The organism is Bartonella queenslandensis (assembly GCF_018155095.1).
Lineage (GTDB): Bacteria > Pseudomonadota > Alphaproteobacteria > Rhizobiales > Rhizobiaceae > Bartonella > Bartonella queenslandensis_B.
In genome coordinates, this window is sequence record NZ_NAAI01000009.1 from 52415 (window position 1) to 71691 (window position 19277).

At 37.8% G+C, this 19277-nt stretch carries 13 protein-coding genes and 1 pseudogene; 7 read left to right on the forward strand and 7 right to left on the reverse strand.

The window, feature by feature from the left end; translation table 11 throughout:
* Positions 1–159 precede the first annotated feature (159 nt).
* On the forward strand, positions 160–2535 hold the full coding sequence (locus B5V81_RS06835) for a BID domain-containing T4SS effector (protein ID WP_212112802.1): 2376 nt from the start codon (positions 160–162) through the stop codon (positions 2533–2535).
* A gap of 221 nt (positions 2536–2756) precedes the next feature.
* On the opposite strand, the gene B5V81_RS06840 is transcribed toward B5V81_RS06835, so the two are convergent.
* A complete protein-coding gene (locus B5V81_RS06840) occupies positions 2757–2987 on the reverse strand; it encodes a hypothetical protein (protein WP_212112803.1) in 231 nt (76 codons plus the stop codon).
* A 397-nt stretch (positions 2988–3384) separates the two neighbouring features.
* Here B5V81_RS06840 and murJ point away from each other — a divergent pair, with 397 nt between their 5' ends.
* From murJ to B5V81_RS06860, 4 genes are all read left to right on the forward strand, one after another.
* Positions 3385–4956 carry a murein biosynthesis integral membrane protein MurJ gene (gene murJ / locus B5V81_RS06845; RefSeq protein ID WP_212112804.1) on the forward strand — a complete coding sequence of 524 codons (1572 nt, stop codon included), beginning with the start codon at positions 3385–3387 and terminating at the stop codon, positions 4954–4956.
* A gap of 60 nt (positions 4957–5016) precedes the next feature.
* Positions 5017–6087, forward strand: a complete 1071-nt coding sequence (trpS, locus tag B5V81_RS06850; RefSeq protein ID WP_212112805.1) for a tryptophan--tRNA ligase — start codon at positions 5017–5019, stop codon at positions 6085–6087.
* Between the two features lie 64 nt (positions 6088–6151).
* On the forward strand, positions 6152–6643 hold the full coding sequence (locus B5V81_RS06855; RefSeq protein ID WP_212112806.1) for a universal stress protein: 492 nt from the start codon (positions 6152–6154) through the stop codon (positions 6641–6643).
* 59 nt (positions 6644–6702) lie between these two features.
* Positions 6703–7281 (forward strand): NifU family protein, encoded by a 579-nt coding sequence (locus B5V81_RS06860; RefSeq protein WP_212112807.1) that lies wholly within the window; start codon positions 6703–6705, stop codon positions 7279–7281.
* A gap of 1187 nt (positions 7282–8468) precedes the next feature.
* Here the strand turns inward: B5V81_RS06860 and B5V81_RS06865 are convergent.
* Both B5V81_RS06865 and B5V81_RS06870 read right to left on the reverse strand, forming a co-directional pair.
* The gene (locus B5V81_RS06865; protein ID WP_212112808.1) at positions 8469–8804 is read right to left on the reverse strand and encodes a zinc ribbon domain-containing protein YjdM; all 336 of its coding nucleotides are present in this window, start codon (positions 8802–8804) and stop codon (positions 8469–8471) included.
* 768 nt (positions 8805–9572) lie between these two features.
* Entirely contained in the window at positions 9573–11201 is a 1629-nt protein-coding gene (locus B5V81_RS06870; protein WP_212112809.1) for an alpha-D-glucose phosphate-specific phosphoglucomutase, read from the reverse strand.
* Positions 11202–11419: 218 nt separating this feature from the next.
* Between B5V81_RS06870 and B5V81_RS06875 the strand changes: the two genes are divergently transcribed.
* Positions 11420–11944, forward strand: a complete 525-nt coding sequence (locus tag B5V81_RS06875; RefSeq protein WP_212112810.1) for a peroxiredoxin — start codon at positions 11420–11422, stop codon at positions 11942–11944.
* Between the two features lie 558 nt (positions 11945–12502).
* Here the strand turns inward: B5V81_RS06875 and B5V81_RS06880 are convergent.
* From B5V81_RS06880 to pyrF, 4 genes are all read right to left on the reverse strand, one after another.
* Positions 12503–13051 (reverse strand): replication protein, encoded by a 549-nt coding sequence (locus tag B5V81_RS06880; RefSeq protein ID WP_212112811.1) that lies wholly within the window; start codon positions 13049–13051, stop codon positions 12503–12505.
* Positions 13052–13628: 577 nt separating this feature from the next.
* Positions 13629–15116, reverse strand: coding sequence for a histidine--tRNA ligase (hisS, locus tag B5V81_RS06885; protein WP_212112812.1), 1488 nt, complete (start codon positions 15114–15116; stop codon positions 13629–13631).
* Positions 15117–16111: 995 nt separating this feature from the next.
* The gene (locus B5V81_RS06890; protein ID WP_212112813.1) at positions 16112–16471 is read right to left on the reverse strand and encodes a helix-turn-helix domain-containing protein; all 360 of its coding nucleotides are present in this window, start codon (positions 16469–16471) and stop codon (positions 16112–16114) included.
* Positions 16472–16894: 423 nt separating this feature from the next.
* Positions 16895–17740 carry an orotidine-5'-phosphate decarboxylase gene (gene pyrF, locus B5V81_RS06895; protein WP_212112814.1) on the reverse strand — a complete coding sequence of 282 codons (846 nt, stop codon included), beginning with the start codon at positions 17738–17740 and terminating at the stop codon, positions 16895–16897.
* Positions 17741–18238: 498 nt separating this feature from the next.
* Between pyrF and B5V81_RS06900 the strand changes: the two are divergent.
* Positions 18239–19233, forward strand: a pseudogene (locus tag B5V81_RS06900) (TIGR04086 family membrane protein).
* Positions 19234–19277 lie beyond the last annotated feature (44 nt).

Below are 19277 nucleotides of genomic sequence, written 5' to 3' on the forward strand. Positions count from 1 at the left end.
TTAACTTGGTTTCACGCGAATAAAGTCAATTTTTTCAATCATTCAAATAGACATTCTTCTTTGAAAAAGAAGAAAACGCTACGAAAAAAGCAGAAGGACAAAAGTGCAAAAAAGAAGCTTTTTAAAAAACAAATATTAAAAATTTGAAAGGAAATATGCATGAAAGAAAACACAGAACATGGTGCCTCCTCCACAGAAGAATTGCAAGAACACCCCCCTGCAATTAATGCCGCCATTTCTAAGCAAATCAATGAAGAAGCACAAAATTTTTTCTACCCTAATAGCAAGGTGCTTAAAAATAAATACCACATCAAAGATAAAGAAATATTAATGGAAAGATGTTCTGATGATGTAAAAAAAGAAATGATCAAACTGCGCCAAGAACCTCCACCAGAGCAGTTTAATTCCTCCTATCTAAAATATCTTCATCAACGCCTCTTTTCCCGCACATTTGAATGGGCAGGACAAACCCGCGAAGAGCCTTTTACCTTTGCAGATAGCAGTGTTGCTTCTATGCCCATTTTGAAAAGAAAAGAATTTACAAAACCTTTTGCGATTGGCAGAAAAGTACAGGAGGGACTAGAAAAGTTAGATAAAACACTTGCTGAAAAAAATAATTTAAAAGGCTTATCCCGCGAAGAATTTGTTGAACATGCTGCCCAACTGATGATAGATTTACACCACTTGCATCCTTTCAGAGAGGGCAATAGGCGCACAAAAAGACTGTTTGTTGAAAAACTTGGACAAGCAGCAGGACATAAGCTAGACTTTTCACTTGTGAGCAAAAAACGAAAAAACTTTGTCCGCGCAGCTGCCATGGAACGTGGCGATACAGAGCCTATGAGGCATCTGCTTGATGATATCTCCCATCCAGAAAAATCGCTCATTTTACAAGAATTCACCAACTCTATGAAAAAGCTTGGAATGGGTGAAAAGAATTATTATCTCGCTGTCGTCGCAAAAGAAGGAGAAACCTATCATGGAACCTATAGAGGCTGTGGAGCCAATGGCTTTATGATGGATGCTCAGGGAACTCTCATCTTGGGAAATAAAAAAGATCTCACCCCAGAGCAAATACAAACATTAACGATTGGTGAGACCTTCTCTTTTACAGCGCCAAAGACTCAAAGCCTGCAAGAAACCCAACAAAACATACGGCTTCCAGAAGAAAAAAGAGCCACTCTCAACAACGATAAAATAACTGAAAAGAGCAAAGACAACGCCCCCATTCAAACAGAGAGAAAAGTAAAAGCCCATTTTGCACCATGGATTGCCTCTCATGCTTTACAGGACAGCGTTGAAGTTATGCCCCAAAGTCTACCAGAAAAAGAACAAATGGCACAGCCAATAGCTCAATCTTCTTCTATGGGGCAAACGCAAAAAGGTTTCCAAGAAACCATTTCACAGACCAACAATAATGATCCAATATCTCTCAAAATAACAAAGGAAAAACACTCTGATCATCAAGAAAGAGCCAAACAATACCCCCAAAAAGCAATGGCATACTGGGACAGTGCTACAAAGAAAACAGAAACCGTCCCTCTCCCCTCATCTGAGAAATTATCCTTATCGCCTAAAACCGAAGAAGAGCGCACACCAGAGCAAATACAAACGCTAAAAATGGGTGACGTCCTCTCTTTTACAGCATCAAAACCTCAATACCAGCAAGAAATGCTGATCCCCGCAGAAAAAATACCCCCTCTTACAAACGAAGAAATTATCACAAGGGTAAAAAATAACGCATCACTTCAAGAAAGAAGAACAGAAATCGAAACGCTATGCCAACTCGTTTATGGCAATCGGCATATTTTGCAGGAAAAAATTGAGAGGATCCATGAAAATCACACGGAGGGCGAACAGCTCACCTATCAAATTGCCACATCTCCTCAATCGCTTGCTAAATTTGCTGGGAGCAATATATTTGGCATAAAAAATAATGCGCGCACCAATGCTGAAGCAAATATCATACCCCTGTGTAGAGCCATTGAGTGTTATAGCAATATTTTTACACAAACAGAAAGAGATATTCTTCATGACCATCACGCAAAACAAAGACGCTGTGAACAGGCGGTAGAAATGCCTAAGGTTTGGATGCAAAAACTCCTTTCCTTGCCAAAAGAACAACAGCAAGAAACCTTATCAAACTCTCCTGAATTAAGGGGGGAAATAAAAAATTATATCAGAAAAATCAATGAACGCTTATCCTCAAGCGAGCATGAAGCAATAAAGGAAAATAATCCCGAAAAACTTGCTAAGAATCTTGGGACATCTGCCATCAAGGCAAAAGAAATTATGGAGATCGTCAAGCAGACAAAAGAGATAGAACAAAACATATCCCCCATGCATTCTCATGACCACCAATTTAATGAGCGCTCTGCACCAAACCAGCACCAATCTATCCAACGTCAGTTGATAAAGAAAAACACTGAAAAAACATGTTTGAATACACTTGATAAAGAAGCAAGTAAAACACAGAAAGTAACAGAAAACTTTCAACCACACACAACGCAGTACGCAAAAGCCATGACTCTTTAAAATTCATATAAGCTTTAATTTTTTGCTCTCTCTGGTAAAAATGCTTGCCTTTCCTCCCTGCCTTTATCAGCAAAGCAATCGTGCAAAAACAAGATGCTAAAACCATAAGAGAGCAACTTTATTTTCTCAGACTTTTCTCTCATCAACTGTGAAAAGAAATCTGAACGAAGCAATGATAAAGATCAACCATTTTTAAAAAGATCATTAATCACTTTCATTGCCTATAGCACTCTTACCCGTAGTGCTAAAAACAGGCAAAATACTGTTGAAAAATCACGTCTTCCTATCTTCCTGTTTGCAAAATCTCTGAAGCGGGAAAACTGCCTCATTTGGGAGAACATAAAGCCATAAAGGTGAAAACCAATCTGAGCTTTTCCTTCACCTTTTAGCTCAAGCTTACGACGTTCAAAAGTATCGAAAACACTGTCTTTTAAATCATAAAAACTGCGCATTGCTTCATGTTTTTATTTTATTAGCGTTCTTTGAAGAAGGGTCACACCCTTCACGTAAAACAGAACAGTCTTTTGTTGCACCCTTCACAACATCACATTCTTAAAGAGAAATGATCATTATATATCCCTAAACTGTTATGACATCGCTCCCCTATTTCAGTTTGAAAAAGAAATTTTAATTATTTTATGGCAATAAATATAAAGTTGTAATGCAATAATAAATAAGGAGCATTTTAAAAGTCTTCACGCCCCCTTGTTGACAGAAAGATAAACACCGTCGTAAAACGCAGTCAAAAATGTATTCTTATATGGGGATACAACTCAGATTTTCACGATTTAAAACGGTTTATTTTCCTATTAACGCTTTTCTTTTTTCTAACAAAACCGATATATCTTTATGACTTTGATAAAAAAAATTGCAACAGTTGCTTCCGGAACTCTGATGAGCCGTATTTTTGGCTTCGTCCGTGAAATGCTTATGGCCGCAGCACTAGGGACAGGTCCTGTTTCTGATGCTTTTAATGCTGCTTTTCGTTTTCCCAATACATTCCGGCGTTTTTTTGCTGAAGGTGCCTTTAGTGCTGCTTTCATTCCTCTTTTTGCAAAAAAAATCACTGAAGATGGTCAAGAAGCGGCCTGCAAATTTGCAGAAGAGGTCTTTGGCGTTCTCTTCACATTTCTATTACTGTTAACCATTGCTATGGAACTCAGTATGCCTTTTTTGGTACGAACCATTATTGCTCCAGGTTTTACTGAAGATGCAACAAAATTTAATGCCACAATTCACTTTACTGCAATCATGTTTCCCTATTTAACCTGCATGTCGCTTGCTGCCATGATGGGGGGTATGCTCAATGCTTTGCGACGCTATTTTATTGCCGCCATTGCCCCGCTCTTTTTAAACATTATTCTGATTGGTGTCCTTGCCTATGCTTGGATCTATCAACTTGATACTTGGCATATCGGTTTAAATCTCTCTTGGGGTGTGTTAGCGGCAGGACTTCTTCAACTTGCCTTAATTGCGGTTGCTTTGCGTCAAAGCGGCATGAAAATTTTTTTCCGTCATCCCAATTTAACACCGAATGTTCGCAAGCTATTAACGTTAGCATTTCCTGCTGCTATCACGGGAGGCATCACACAAATTAATTTGCTCATCAATACCAACATTGCTTCTAGTCAATCGGGAGCTGTCTCTTCTTTAATGTATGCGGATCGCCTTTATCAACTGCCTCTAGGCGTGGTTGCCATTGCTGTTGCAACTGTTCTTTTGCCAGAATTAACCCGCGCTTTGCGAAGCAAAAAGCAGGAAGAAACCCACCATTTGCAAAACCGCTCTATCGAATTAACGCTATTGCTCACACTCCCAGCTTCCATCGCTTTTTTGCTGCTCTCCACCCCTATCGTCAGTTTGCTCTTTGAACGTGGACAATTTACCAGCCAATCAACACACCATGTTGCACAATTATTGGAACTTTATGGATTAGGGCTTCCTGCCTTTGTTCTCATAAAGATCTTTATTCCCAATTTTTTTGCCCATGAAGATACCAAAACACCGATGATTTTTACAGGCATTTGCGTTTTCATCAATATTAGCCTCGCCTTAACATTATTTCCTATTCTATCCGCACGAGGCATTGTTATTGCTGAAATTACTTCTGGATGGGCTAATACACTCTTACTTTGGGGTGTCCTTATCAAACGTGGTTATTGGAAATACGACATCCACCTGATAAAGCGAATATTATGTCTCATGATCGCGACCCTTTTGAGTGCACTAGCCCTTTATTACGGATTAAATGTGCTTGGATTTTTGTCTTTCTCTTTATCCTCACAAGCATCCTTTTTCTTGCGCGTCAGCACTTTAGCAGGGATTATGCTCGGCATATTCTTGATCTATTTTAGTGCTTATTTTTTATCTGCCCCTCGTTCCTTTTTTCACACACTCAAAAATTTGAAAAAACGCTCATAATATCTATACTTCGTCAAAAACAATAAAACAAATAACCTTAATTGGAGAAAGAACACGCCTATGGATACCTTCACACCACTTGTCTTTTCCGGCGTACAACCGAGTGGTCACTTACATCTTGGCAATTATCTTGGAGCCATTCAGCATTGGGTTGAACTGCAAAACACTCATCACTGCCTCTATTGTGTTGTGGATATGCATGCGCTCACCGTCAATCCAGATCCCCTTACTTTACGCGAATCCACCAGAACAGTAACAGCAGCCTTTTTAGCCGCCGGTATTGATCCCCAAAAACACATTATTTTCAATCAATCACGTGTTTTTCAACATGCTGAACTCGCATGGATTTTTAATTGTGTTGCTCGTATCGGTTGGCTTCAACGTATGACACAATTTAAAGATAAAGCAGGAAAAGATCGTGAAAAAGCGTCACTTGGGCTTTTTGCCTATCCCACGCTGATGGCTGCTGACATTTTAGTGTATCGTGCGACGCATGTTCCAGTGGGAGAAGATCAAAAACAGCATGTCGAACTCACACGCGATATTGCACAAAAATTTAACAATGACTATGCACAACGTATTGCCGAACTCAATTTTGGTATCCCTATACAAACGGATAAAGAAAAAAGACAAGTCTTTTTTCCTCTCCCCGAAGCGCTGATTGGAACAACAGCCACACGCGTTATGTCCTTGCGCGATGGAACAAAAAAAATGTCAAAATCAGATCCTTCAGATTTTTCACGCATTAATTTGACCGATAACGCTGATCTTATCGCAAAAAAAATACGCAAAGCCAAAACAGATTCTGCTCCTCTTCCCGATACTCTTGCCGCTTTAAAAGAACGCCCCGAAGTGGATAACCTGCTTGGTATTTATGCCGCCTTAGCCAAAGTCAGCAAAGAAAAGGTTCTTTTAGAATTTTCTGGTCATCAATTTTCGCATTTTAAAACAGCTCTAGCCGACCTTGCCGTCCATAAGCTTGCACCTATAACAGAAGAATTACGTCGTCTTCATCAAGAAAGCAGTTATATTGACTCTGTTTTGCATGATGGCGCTAAACGTGCTAATATGCTTGCAGAAGAAAATATGAAAAAAATTCGTGAAATTATTGGATTTTTGCACGATACATAAAAACAATAAAACTAAAAAACGGTAGAGAGCAAAAAAAATCGTTTGTACAAAATAGAGAAAGTGCATGATTTCTAAACCCAAAAATCCAAAAAAAGAACCCAAGAAAAAGAACTTAGTCATTATCGATGAAACACCAGAGTGTCGGCGTGCCGTTGCATTTGCCGCACAACATGCCCAAAACACCAATAGAACTTTGGTTTTGCTTTGTGTTGTTGATAGTGCAGAATTTCAACATTTTCTGGGTGTAAACGATGTAATGCGTACAGAATCAACGCAAAGTGCTCATAAAATATTAGGAGACATTGCCAGTGAAGTTCGTACCTCTCATGCCCTTGAAACAGAAATAGTAGTGCGTGAAGGGAAAAAAATTGATGAAATTTCTAAACTGATCGATGAAGATAAAAGAATTGCCTTGATTGTTTTAGCAGCCAGTGGACATACAGAAGGACCAGGTCCCCTTATCCAATTAATCGGGAATAAAGGAACCGCTTTTTCAATCCCTGTCATTGTCATTCCTAGTAATCTTGCCGATGAAGATATTAGGTCTATTGCCTAAAAATATAATATTCTAAAATGTAATGATCTTCTTAATTCTTTACTATAAAAGGAGAGACTATGTTTATTCAAACTGAAACCACCCCGAATCCTGCAACACTTAAATTTTTACCAGGGCGCGTGGTACTTTCCGAGGGTGTACTAGAATTTCGTGACCGTGAAGAAGCAGTTAAAAACTCACCTTTAGCAGCTAAACTGTTTAATATTCCCAATATCAATGGTGTGTTTTTAGGCTATGACTTCATCACAGTAAGCAAAAAAGAGGGAGAATGGCAACATCTCAAACCCGTCATTTTAGGCACAATTATGGAACATTTTCTCTCTAATGAACCTATAATCACCACAAATGCGACAACACAAGCCCATGCCCATGCTCTCAACGAAGAATTTTATGACGAAAAAGATGCTGATATCGTTCTAACCATTAAAGAACTTCTTGAAACACGTATTCGCCCAGCTGTTGCCAATGATGGTGGCGATATCACTTTTCGTGGGTTTGAAAATGGTATTGTTTATCTCAATATGCGGGGTTCCTGTGCTGGATGCCCTTCTTCAACAGCAACGCTCAAACATGGTATTGAAAATCTTTTACGCCATTTTATCCCTGACGTTTTAGGCGTTGAAGCCATGCCACAATAAATATTGAGCTCAATAGGAAAAATGACCACACAAATTGTCACTCTTCAATAAAAATACTCAAATAAAGGTATCTAAAATCTTACTTTTATCCTTGAAATTTTAACCGTAGGCCATACTGTCACAAGAAGACAGTACTGTTCAAAAAATCTATCGGGTTCCCTTTCACTGCTCCCTATCCTTTAAAGTGTTTTTTGCCCCCTTTAGAAGCATAATTTGAACAAACTGATCATATACATATAAGGATAACGTATGAGTAAGAGTACGCTTTAAATTTATTTTGTTTCATAACTTTGTCATGCAATTTTTATAAAAAAATATAACGCGTTACAAAAAAGAAAACATTTTAAAACAGAATATACGCTTGCCCTTTGTTCATCATTTTCAATCCTTTCAATGATAAATTCACGCAAAATACCTCTGTAGTTCCCATCAACAAAGATCACACTTTTACACCTTAAATGGGAATCCTGCTTCTCATTTTAATTCCGTTTATTGCATCAACCAAAACTATTTGCTTACACATCACAAATGAGATGATAACAAAAATTATTTTAAAATACCTCTTATAAACATTTTCAAATATAAGGATTGTTGCAACAAAGTGTATAATGGTGTTGGCTTGCTCTTTTATGAAACATAAAGATATCGTGCTCAACAGCATTTGCATCATATCATTCATGAGCATCATGGCAAAATGGGCTTGAGAAGGATTAAGAAATATTTTTTTTAAGTATTATGCAGACCCTCCCTATTCTTGAAATCAAGAATTATGCCTCTATCATCTTCAATTTCATCTCCATAAATATGGTGCAAAAAAAAATAAATCAAAGCCAAATCTATTATGGTTGTTTTGACAATAGGTCTGATAAAAAGGTAGAATATTTCTTCAATTCAGCGGGACTAAGTTTTCACCTTACAGCATTATTTGCCTCATAAAGCACATACTTTTGCTGTTTTCTTATCAATCAACATCCGATCCTTAGAGCATGTTTAAAAGACAGAGACTGTATTTCTCTGCGAGACATGGCTTTTATATTTCCATAAGAGCAAAGATATTGTGCCGATCTAATCGGCATAATCTATGAAACAAGAAAAGTTCCCTATTAGCAAAGAATAGCCCCACTTGGAAAAAAATATGAAAATAGCAAACCAACGAAAAGCAAAACTAATCACAAGAGAATAAATACTTAAACTTTTTTAACAAATTCCGACTTTAAACTCATGGGGCCAATCCCAGGAATTTTACAATCAATATTATGATCCCCATCCACCAAGCGAATATTCTTCACCTTCGTTCCCCCTTTTAAAACAGAGGAAGCGCCTTTTACCTTCAGATCTTTTATCACCATAACGGTATCGCCATTTTTTAAAATCTGACCATTCGCATCATAAACAGGATCGGAAAGAATAGTATCGTCACTCTTTTGTGGCCATTCATGGGCACATTCAGGACACACAAAATTTTCACCCTCTTCATAAGTATAAAGACAATCACACCGAGGACATTTGGGATATTGGGTCATAAATTTCCCTTTTTTTAGAAAAATCATTCATTATGGCTGGTCATAAAGCAAGAAGTGCTTATTGTCCATTATTTTAGAAAAACATATCCCTTTGTTTTCTCCCCTCTCTGCCAACGATGTTTATTACTGCAATCATCCCATACAATAGATTCATGGATAAGAATAGTTGATCATTATACAATACCCCTCACACATTATAAGATTCCTTTTGTATTGAATCAACCAAAGCCCTTCTCTTGCATGGTACCAATAGGAAGAGCCGTATAAAACAATTAAGAAAAGATTCAAAAAACGAAACGCTCTCAAATGCAAAAGTCAACATTGAGAGAAGACCTTAAGTGTATGTGATGATATCATTTTTTCCTTCATGAGCATAAAAATGGTGAGGCTCAATGAATTGCCCCTTACCCCCTTGAACGACACACACAAGATGATTTCTAATACCTTAAGAGAGACTTCTTTAAGATAAGCCTATGAGAAGTACAACAACGATAATGTCCTGTTTGAGGTAAAAGACATACCTCTAATTACTCTGTTAAAAAACATTTCTATCAAACCATCAGAAATCCTTGTGCATTAATGCCCCATTATGAAGACCTACAGCATTTGATGTTAAGAAATCAGCAATTTTAAGAAGCCAGCCGATATGTAAACGTAGCAAGAACGAAATAAACTTGAAAATGGAGATGCTCCTTACGACACATCCCCCCTAAAATCATGACCCATGTGATCAATCACGATATCTTTACCAGAAACATTCCAATGATTTCATGTGATAATATCAGGGCGGTCTCGTCCCAATTCTTGTTGTATGTTTAATAGTTTTAGTGCTACCTGTTGCAAAGGTTGAAGAACTTCTTGCGGATTTAAATTGTGTCTGCGCGGATCACCTTCATACTGTTCCAAATAAAGCCGTAAGGTAGCGCCTAGCGTTCCTGTTCCTGATAAACGAACCACCAACCGCGCGCCATTTTCAAAAAAAATACGGATACCTTGCCGCGTACTCACGCTCTGATCAACAGGATCATGATACGTAAAATCGTCTGCTTTTTTGACCAAAAATCCAGCAATTTCGGTTCCGGCTTGTGGTAAATGCCCCCGCAAGTGCTCTAGTAATGCCAAAGCTTTGTCTTCTTCAACTTCTTCATAATCATGACGTAACGCGTAAAAACGCCCATAGCTGTTCCAATGCTGTTGAACGATTTGTGCAACAGTTTTCCCTGTTACCGCTAAAAGATTTAACCAAAATAAGACAGCCCATAAACCATCTTTTTCGCGGATATGATGAGAGCCGGTTCCAAAGCTTTCTTCACCACAAAAGGTTACTTTCCCCGCGTCCAAAAGCGTCCCAAAAAACTTCCACCCCGTTGGCGTTTCAAAAAAGTTTAATCCGTATTTTTCAGCAACGAGATCCGCAGCAGGCGCTGTTGGCATAGAGCGAGCGACCCCCACAATGCCTTGTCGATAACCTTTAATAAGATGGGCATGCTCCACCATAATCGCCAAAGAATCAGAAGACGAAACAAATTGTTGACGCCCAATAATGAGATTACGATCGCCATCACCATCAGATGCAGCGCCAAGGTCTGGTCCTTGCTCCGACATCAATAAATCATAAAGAGCCTTGGCATAAACCAAATTGGGATCTGGATGAGTGCCTCCAAAATCTGGTAAAGGAAGACCATTAACCACCGTCCCTTTAGAAAATCCTAAACATTTTTCAAAAATTTCATGCGCATAAGGCCCTGTTACCGCATGCATGGCATCAAAGCGCAAAGTAAGACCTCGAGCAACGGCCTTAGCAATACAGTCAAAATCAAAAAGCTCCTGCATCAAAGCAACATAATCAGCGACAGGATCAATAATATCGATCTGCATAGCTCCCATAAAGGTCATCCCTTGCCTATCCAAATCAATATCTGGCGCTTCAAAAATTTTATAAAAGGAAAGGCGTTGCGATGTTGCAAAAATAGCATCACATAAAGAATTAGGTGCCGGTCCACCATTGGCAATATTGTATTTGATCCCACAATCTCCCTCAAGCCCCCCTGGATTATGGCTTGCAGAAAGAATAATTCCACCATGAGCATGGTATTTACGAATAAGATGCGAAACAGCAGGCGTAGAAAGAATACCGCCCCTTCCCATTTTAACACGAGAAACACCATGCGCTGCAGCCATCTTCAACACAATCTGAAGGAGAGTCCGATTAAAAGTGCGTCCATCCCCTCCAAGAATCAACATTTTCCCTTCAAGAGGCCCAATATTATCAAAAAGAGACTGTATAAAATTTTCCACATAATGGGGTTGTTGAAAAACAGATACTTTTTTGCGCAAACCAGATGTTCCCGGTTTTTGCCCCTCAAAAACTGTGGTCAAAACTGTCTTTATGGTCATGGTAATACTTTCATATTCTTTCCTTTAATTTTAAGATGAAGAGTATTCAAAGTCGACCATTAATTCTACTTGACGCAAGTGTGAAATATTTGCACACTTGTTAAAATTAATAATTTTTTAAGAAGCCCTTTTATTTAAAACGATCTTTCCCATATGTTTTAAATACAAAGGTTGTTTTTAAAACAAAATTTTCGTTAAAAAAATACAGGAGCATCCTTATGATCAAAAAAACTGTTCCCAATGTCACATTTCATACACGTGTACGCGATGAATCAATGGGGGGAGATAATCCTTATCGATGGCAAGAAGTTAAAAGTGATGCTTACTTTAAAGGAAAGCGCGTGATCCTTTTTTCTCTTCCTGGAGCTTTTACGCCTACTTGCTCAAACTTTCAGCTGCCTGATTTTGAAAAGCTCTATGATGAATTTAAACAGGCTGGTATTGATGAAATTTATTGTCTTTCCGTCAATGACACTTTTGTCATGAATGCTTGGGGAAAAGAACAAAATATCAAAAACGTAAAACTAATTCCTGATGGTTCTGGTGAATTCACGCGTAAAATGGGTATGCTGGTTGCAAAAGACAACCTTGGTTTTGGCATGCGCTCATGGCGCTATGCTGCTGTTATCAACGATGGTGTGATTGAGCAATGGTTCGAAGAAGCAGGTTTTTCAGACAACTGCACAACCGATCCTTATGAAGTTTCTTCACCACAAAATGTTTTAAAAGCTTTGAAAAGCTAATTCCAATCCAAAATTGTATATTTAAATTTTACGACACAAATTTCTTTTACGTAAGGGATTTGTGTCGTTTGTGTCTTTTGAAGTATTTATTCGTGACAACATTTTGATTTATAATAATAATTGAGCGTTCTTCAACTTGAATTAGCTCACTGAATATCGTAATATTCTTTCATTTTAAATTTTTCTCTATTGAAGCAATCATAATTTCTTGTTTTCCTATCATAAGCGGGTGTAGCATTGTAGGTAAAACACTTAAAGCACTAAAAATGCTTCTCATAAGTGCTCTCAAATGCAAAGGTATTAATCATTCAAGGTTCACAAAAGCATCAAAAAAAGAGAATAAAATATTTGTTTGAAAAGGCGTACATTTGAAATTGACTTATGTCTCATAAAATAATCAAACATGGCATAAAAACTGCCCTGCATAAATAACCGTTGATAAAAAGGATTGAATCAAAACAGATCTCGTGAATATTTCAATTCACATCCCCTCACTCAGCGCATTATTGCTCTTAGAGCCATATTCTAAGCTTTTATTTTTCCCTAAGAAAGAAACGGTTAAAGGTGTCGTTTATTCGGGTATTCTACTGTAAGGTATGCTTTTGTTTCTTCCTCTTCACTCTCTTCCTCTTCATCGAACTCGACATCTTCATCACATTCAGGAAGACCAAAAATATCTGGATTGATAAAATAACAATCTTCTTTTGTTCCCTTCGCTAAAATTTTATTCCTTTCTAATTCCTTAATGCCTTCTTTAAAACCTTTAAAATTAAGATATTTTGGTTCTTGAATTGAAAGATCGCAAGTCAAAAATTTCTCAAGAATATCATGATTCAACGTGATCTGATCAAACCATAAATCCACATCACCGCCCTCATCTAGCATTTTCCCTACTTGCCACAACATTCCCAAAAAAACTTTCAACCCACTAAATGATAACCGAAAAATCATACGCCGACACGACGAAGCGCCTGAAAAAGTGATTTGCGGAAGACCTTCAAATCCGAAGTTTGAAGGAGGAAGTTTAAATGATTTTCCAATATCTTCAGGTTTTTTCAAAACAAAGGGATTTCTTTCATAGAGCACAGTAAAATCATATTGGGCCATTTTCATTTCTCCTTTAAAAAAATATTTTTATAATAAATAAATAATTTCAAATAGTTATCATTATAATATCTGCCAATGAACCCTCATATTCTCCCTTTAAAAATTGTCTGATTTAAGTTATTCGTTGTTTTTAAAACTCAAAAAATCTTCTCAAATAAAACTCTTGAGATCTCCTTTATCTTTCACAGATGTGAGATTTTAGGCTATTCACAATAAAACAGCAGAAAATATGGACCAACATATGAGAATTAAAAAATTCCCCCTATGAATAGTCAATATTTCTATAAGCTATTGGGTTTCTATTATTGAGCATCACTTTTCTAAACAGGGCTGAATAAAGAGTATCAAACGCCCAAGCGTTACATATTTTGCTTCATAAGACTATTCATCCTCTTCCCCTCAAAAAATTCATTTTATCATGAATACAAAGCCCTTTTAGCTTTCAAAAGAATTCCTTTTATATCGAAGAAACTTAAAAAAATAAGATTTTAAGCACACGAAAACAGATAAAAGGTCCATTTTGAAAATTGAAGGGGAAATGTTCAAGCTCTTCGCAGCAATTTGTTTCACAAAACCATTACTGTTTTTGGGCTGCTAAAATATCTTGTACTGTTTGCACCAATTGCTCTTCATCAACCATCACTTGCGCAGGACGGCTTTCACGCCATGTTTGATTATCCTTAATTTCATGAGACAAACGCGCACCTTCGATTAAATCTTTGATCTGTATTTTTCCACTCTCACGTTCTTGTGTCCCTTGAATGACCACACAAGGAGCTTGGCGCCGATCCGCATATTTCATCTGCGCTTTAATTCCCGATGTCCCCAAATAAAGTTCCGCACAAATTCCTGCACTTCGCAATTGCATCACCATTTTTTGATAGCGCGCAATAGCTTCTGGCTCTTTATCCATCATCAGCACCACAACGGGTCCAAAAGCATTTTTGACTGGCAATTTTCCAAGATTTTGCAAAGCAGCGATCAAACGTGAAATCCCTATTGAAAAACCTGTTGCCGGAATATTTTCTCCCCGAAAACGCGCGACCAAACCATCATAGCGCCCCCCACCACCAACAGAGCCAAAAACAACTTTTTGTCCATCATCATTGAGAACATCAAAAAGCAATGCCGCCTCAAAAACAGGCCCCGTATAATATTCCAATCCACGAACCACCGAAGGGTCAATTTTTATGCGATTGTGATAACCATTAGCGGAAAAGATTGTTTGCATTTCCTCAAGTTCGCAAACCCCTTCAAGCCCCTGAGCACTCTGACCAACGACTTGTCTGAGAGCATTAAGCGTTTCTTCTGCCGTTTTTGCTTCTATCGTGAGTAGTGAAAGAATACATTCAATCTCTTTATCTTGAAGTTCAGCCCCTTTTGTAAAATCACCACTTTCATCCAAACGTCCCTTACCTAAAAGCAAACGTACGCCTTCAGGACCAAATTTATCAAGTTTGTCCATTGCTCGAAGAACCATTAAGCGCCTTTCAACCTGCTCCCTTTCCCCTAAACCAATCAACTGCAAAACACTTTCCAGAATTTTTCGGTTATTCAAACGAATAGCATAATCATGCTGCTGAATGCCTAATTTTTCCAAACTATCGGCTGCCATCATGCAAATTTCAGCATCTGCTGCAACGGTTGGTGTTCCTACAATATCAGCATCAAATTGCATAAATTGCCGAAACCGTCCTGGTCCAGGCTTTTCATTGCGAAAAACAAATCCCAACCGATAACTGCGATATGGTTTTGGGAGCGTTTCAAAATTTTCAGCAAAATGACGCGCAAGAGGCGCCGTCAGATCATAGCGCAAAGACATCCATTGTTCATCATCATCTTGGAGCGAAAAAACCCCAGCATTGGGACGATCTGAATCAGGTAAAAACTTCCCCAACACATCCGTATATTCAAAAATGGGTGTTTCAAGCGCTTCAAAACCGTAAAGTTCATAAACTTCACGAATTTGCGCAATCATCATTTCAGTAGCATACAATTGTGCACTTGTGCGATCAACAAAACCACGGGGTAAACGGGCTTTGGTTTTTTCTTGTTTTAATGACATGTTATTCTCTAGCAACAATATGTGTTCACGGATAACCATTATCCCATAGCAACAAACGCTGCAATGACTTTATCGCCCTCAAAGATTTTAACAACATGTTAGAGGCTTTTATTTTACAAAAGCAATCTGCTTTAAAGCAATTTTCTAAAAAATTTTATACTTCATGATATGACGCCCACACAAAAAACAAAACACCCGCAATAAAGAACATCATTCTATTGCCAATTTATTTACCTGTTAAAAAAAATAGCTCTCTATACCCTCTCATCCATTTCAAAAAAACTGATGAATCGTATAATGATATTCGCATAAAGCTCTCTGAACGTAAGATAAAATCTTCATGAAAAATATAAATCCATTATGCATTCATCTCTCTTAACACCTCAATAAAACTGCAAGCTGATCATACGCTTTATCATCCTTCAATGTTGAAAAAGCTCTTGGTACTTAAAAAGAGGCATAAAAAGTATTTTTATTTCTTGTCTTCAAGTGCATCCCAAGACCTTTTATTCATACAAAGAAAGGATCTTGATTAACCATAAAAAACTTTAAAATGAGAAAAATCTCATAGCATAAAGGGAGCCTCACCCTACCAGCAAAACAGTGAACAATGATCTGTTGTACCGTAAAACATGATCATTTGAAATGCCGTGATATGAAATCAACCACTGAACCCCGCTTAAGAAAAACCAGACTGTTTACAACCTATTGTCTATGTATCGGTGGAACTTTAAGAAAAATAATCCTTTAGAATCGTAAAAAAAATCAAAGCTAAACAAAAGCATTATCACCATGCTGCATCTAAATACTTTCATGAATATTTATAAAAAGAAGTGGCTTATATATTCATATGAAATCAGCCAAATAGAACGCGATAAAAAGGATACTGGACTGGTTACAGACGTTTTTTTTAAGTCAGTGTGGACTAAAAATCTTCGTCTTTTAAAATAAAGAGGAAATCAAAAGAATAGTGCATCATACATCATTAAAACGTTTTAATTTTGATCAGAAATCAGCTTTAAAATTGCTTTCTGTTTGACCGATGTGAGAACTCTAAAACTTTTTAAAAGTAAATATTCCTCTTTGCTTGCAGCGATTTCATCATAAGAATACGGAGTGTTCTCTTTTTTGATGATATCAGTGTAAAAAAAGGAAACTGGAACCTTCAAAATATCGGAAATTTCCTTTAAACGCCCTGCGCTCACACGGTTTAATCCGTTTTCATATTTCTGGATTTGTTGGAAGGTGACACCTAAATGTTGACCTAATGTTTTTTGAGACATCTTCAACATTTTTCGTCTCAAGCGAATTTTTTTGCCAACAAAAAGATCAATATTAAGATTTGGAGTTTGCATTTTCTTCCCCCCCACTGGGTGCGAGCGCCCTCGCAATGAGTATTCCGGGAGCTTGAAAATACTGAATCCGAATCAGCCTTTTTGCTTTTAGTGCGGAAATGCACCTGGACATAGCAAAAACTCCCGGAATCCCGGGATACCCGCAAAGCAGGTTTATCTTCGCGTTCGGATTATAGGGTTTTCAAGGCCCTATTGGTCGTTGCGTATGCGACCAAAACACCTTTTAATGTGTAAAATAATTTCAGAACCTTTGCAAGAAAAATAGCTTTTCTTAAATTAGCAGAATTTATTTTTAATGAGAGTTTGTCTGCTTCTTACATTCTTTAACACACATGCATCAAAATCATACTATAAGCTTTCCGCCTTTTATAGAAGGATCACCCTTTATAATGAAGGGCCTATCCCATAGCAAAAGCCAAAAACTTAAGATAGAAGCGTGCTTTTAGATTGCTCGGCAAAGTTATGAATGACATTTTTTAAATCAACAATATTTCGACCAGCCTCTGTAATTGACCTTGAAATTGAAGGAATAATATTCTTCCGTAGTTTTTGAGGAAATTGCTGGGTTAATTGTGTTATTGTTCCTCCTTGAGCTCCAATACCAGGAACGAGAAACAAGCTATTTTCTAACTGTTCAATTGTTTCCTTTGCTTCATTGCCTAAAGTTGCACCAATAACTGCCCCGATAGGACCAATATGACGATATCGACTTGGAGATTGGCGATTATATGCAAAAATATGCTGTGCTAAATGAACAGAAACCGTTTGATCCCCAATGCGGGCATTTCGAATTTGCTTTCCCTCTGGATTAGACGATTGAACAACCACAAAAACGGCCGTTTTTGTTTCTTCTGCAATCTTTATCAAAGGAATAAGAGCATCAAACCCTAAAAAAGGATTGACTGTTATAGCATCTGCTTTGAAGGGACTATGAGCGCCAAGCCAAGCTTTACCGTAAGCTTCAGCGGTAGAGCCAATATCCCCTCTTTTTGTATCCACAAGAACCAACAAACCTTGTTTCTGAGCATTTTCAATAAGTTCTTTCAAAACTTGAAGCCCTTCCACCCCATATAACTCAAAAAATGCGGCTTGCGGCTTTATGATCCCCACCTTCCCCACAACCGCTGTTAAGAGGATATCGCAAAAATCTTTTAGACCTTTATAATCTGAGTTCAAATTCCATGATTGCAAAACTTTATGACTCGGATCAAAACCAACACAAAGGGGGCCATATTTTTCACTATTTTCAAAAAAAGCTGAACAAAACATTTTATATCCTAACACGGTCTCTCTTTAAACTTTCCGATACAATCAAAAAGAAAAACATTTGTCAAAAGAATACAATCTTGAAAACACAAAGAAAGAATCCTCATAAACAAAGTATGCTCTTACTTATGAAAGTTATTCCCATTCACAATGCTTATCGCATGTTGATCAACCAAGACGTTATCATAAGACAAAAATTCAAATTTTTAAGGCAGAATACGAAAAAAACATTCCATATTATTTCATTCAATGACCTCGTAAAGCCAAACACCCCCTACCTTATCTCTTTCATACTGCTTTTTTACAATCAACAAAAATTCTCGATAAACGCGCTTTAAACGAAAATTTCAAAAGAAAACGCTCCACCATAATGATCTCAATCTTAACTTTGGATCTTTCCTATTCATTTTTAGTGGCTGAATTATCCATCATAGACCATAAACTTTGGAACATAATGAGCAAAAAGGCATTGTATCTCCAGCAAATTCAAGGAGATAAGACATGGAGCCCCATATTCTTGAAGACACCCCTTTCGATAAGAATTTTCTAGGAAAAACATCTCTAGAAACAAAATATCCATTTTTTCATACATCTCTTTCATGGTCCGCAATCTTTGCTGGACTTGTTACAGCTCTTGCCGTTTCAATCTGCCTCTCTTTCCTCATTGCAACTTTAGGATCAAGCCAAATGGACTTTACCTCGTCCTCTCCTTTTAGGGGTTCTTTCCTCTCGATAGGCCTTGGCTCACTCATTGTTATGCTCATCAGTCTTGCAAGCGGAGGCTTTATAGCCGGACGCTTTGCCGAAACCGCTGGGGTTATTCATGGTTTTTTAACTTGGTCTCTCATAACACTTTTTATGACACTGCAATCCATCCACGTGGTTTCTAGCACAGCAAATTTAAGTGCCAAAACAGTTGAAGCAAGTACTTCCATAATCCAACAAACCGTCAACAGCCTCTCCCCCCTGTTTTCAAAAATAAACAGCGACGGTTTTGAAAAATTTTTTGCAGAAAAAGACGACAATGGGATTAATTTTGACACACTTAACCGTCAGTTACACTCCCTTCTCAACAAAGGTATTCCAGCGCTCAATCCTGATCGCTTGAAACAAACTTATCAGGCTGCACTCAACGATATTGGTTCTGCGATAACCGCTCTCAAAAATGATCCTTCGCACTATAGCAGCATTCTGAACAATCTAAGGAATAAACTTTTTCATCGCCTAGAAGCTCTGACAGCAAAATTTGATGAAACAGCCAACCGTGCCGCACAACTCTATCAAAGGACAGAAGAAAAAACGCCCCCCCTTACAAAGTTCTAGAAGAACACAGCGATAGCTTTTTTCAAAAACTTGAATCAGCGGCAAAAGCTTCTGTTCACTTTTTGGACAAAGCTACAACAAAAGCATCGCAGATGGGGTGGTGGGGCTTTTTAGGAAGCCTGATTGGCGCCGTCATTTGCAGCATTTTTGGCTATTATGGTTACAAAAGCTAGAGGAATTTTTTCATGCTTTAAAAAGCAGAAATTTTCTTACACTT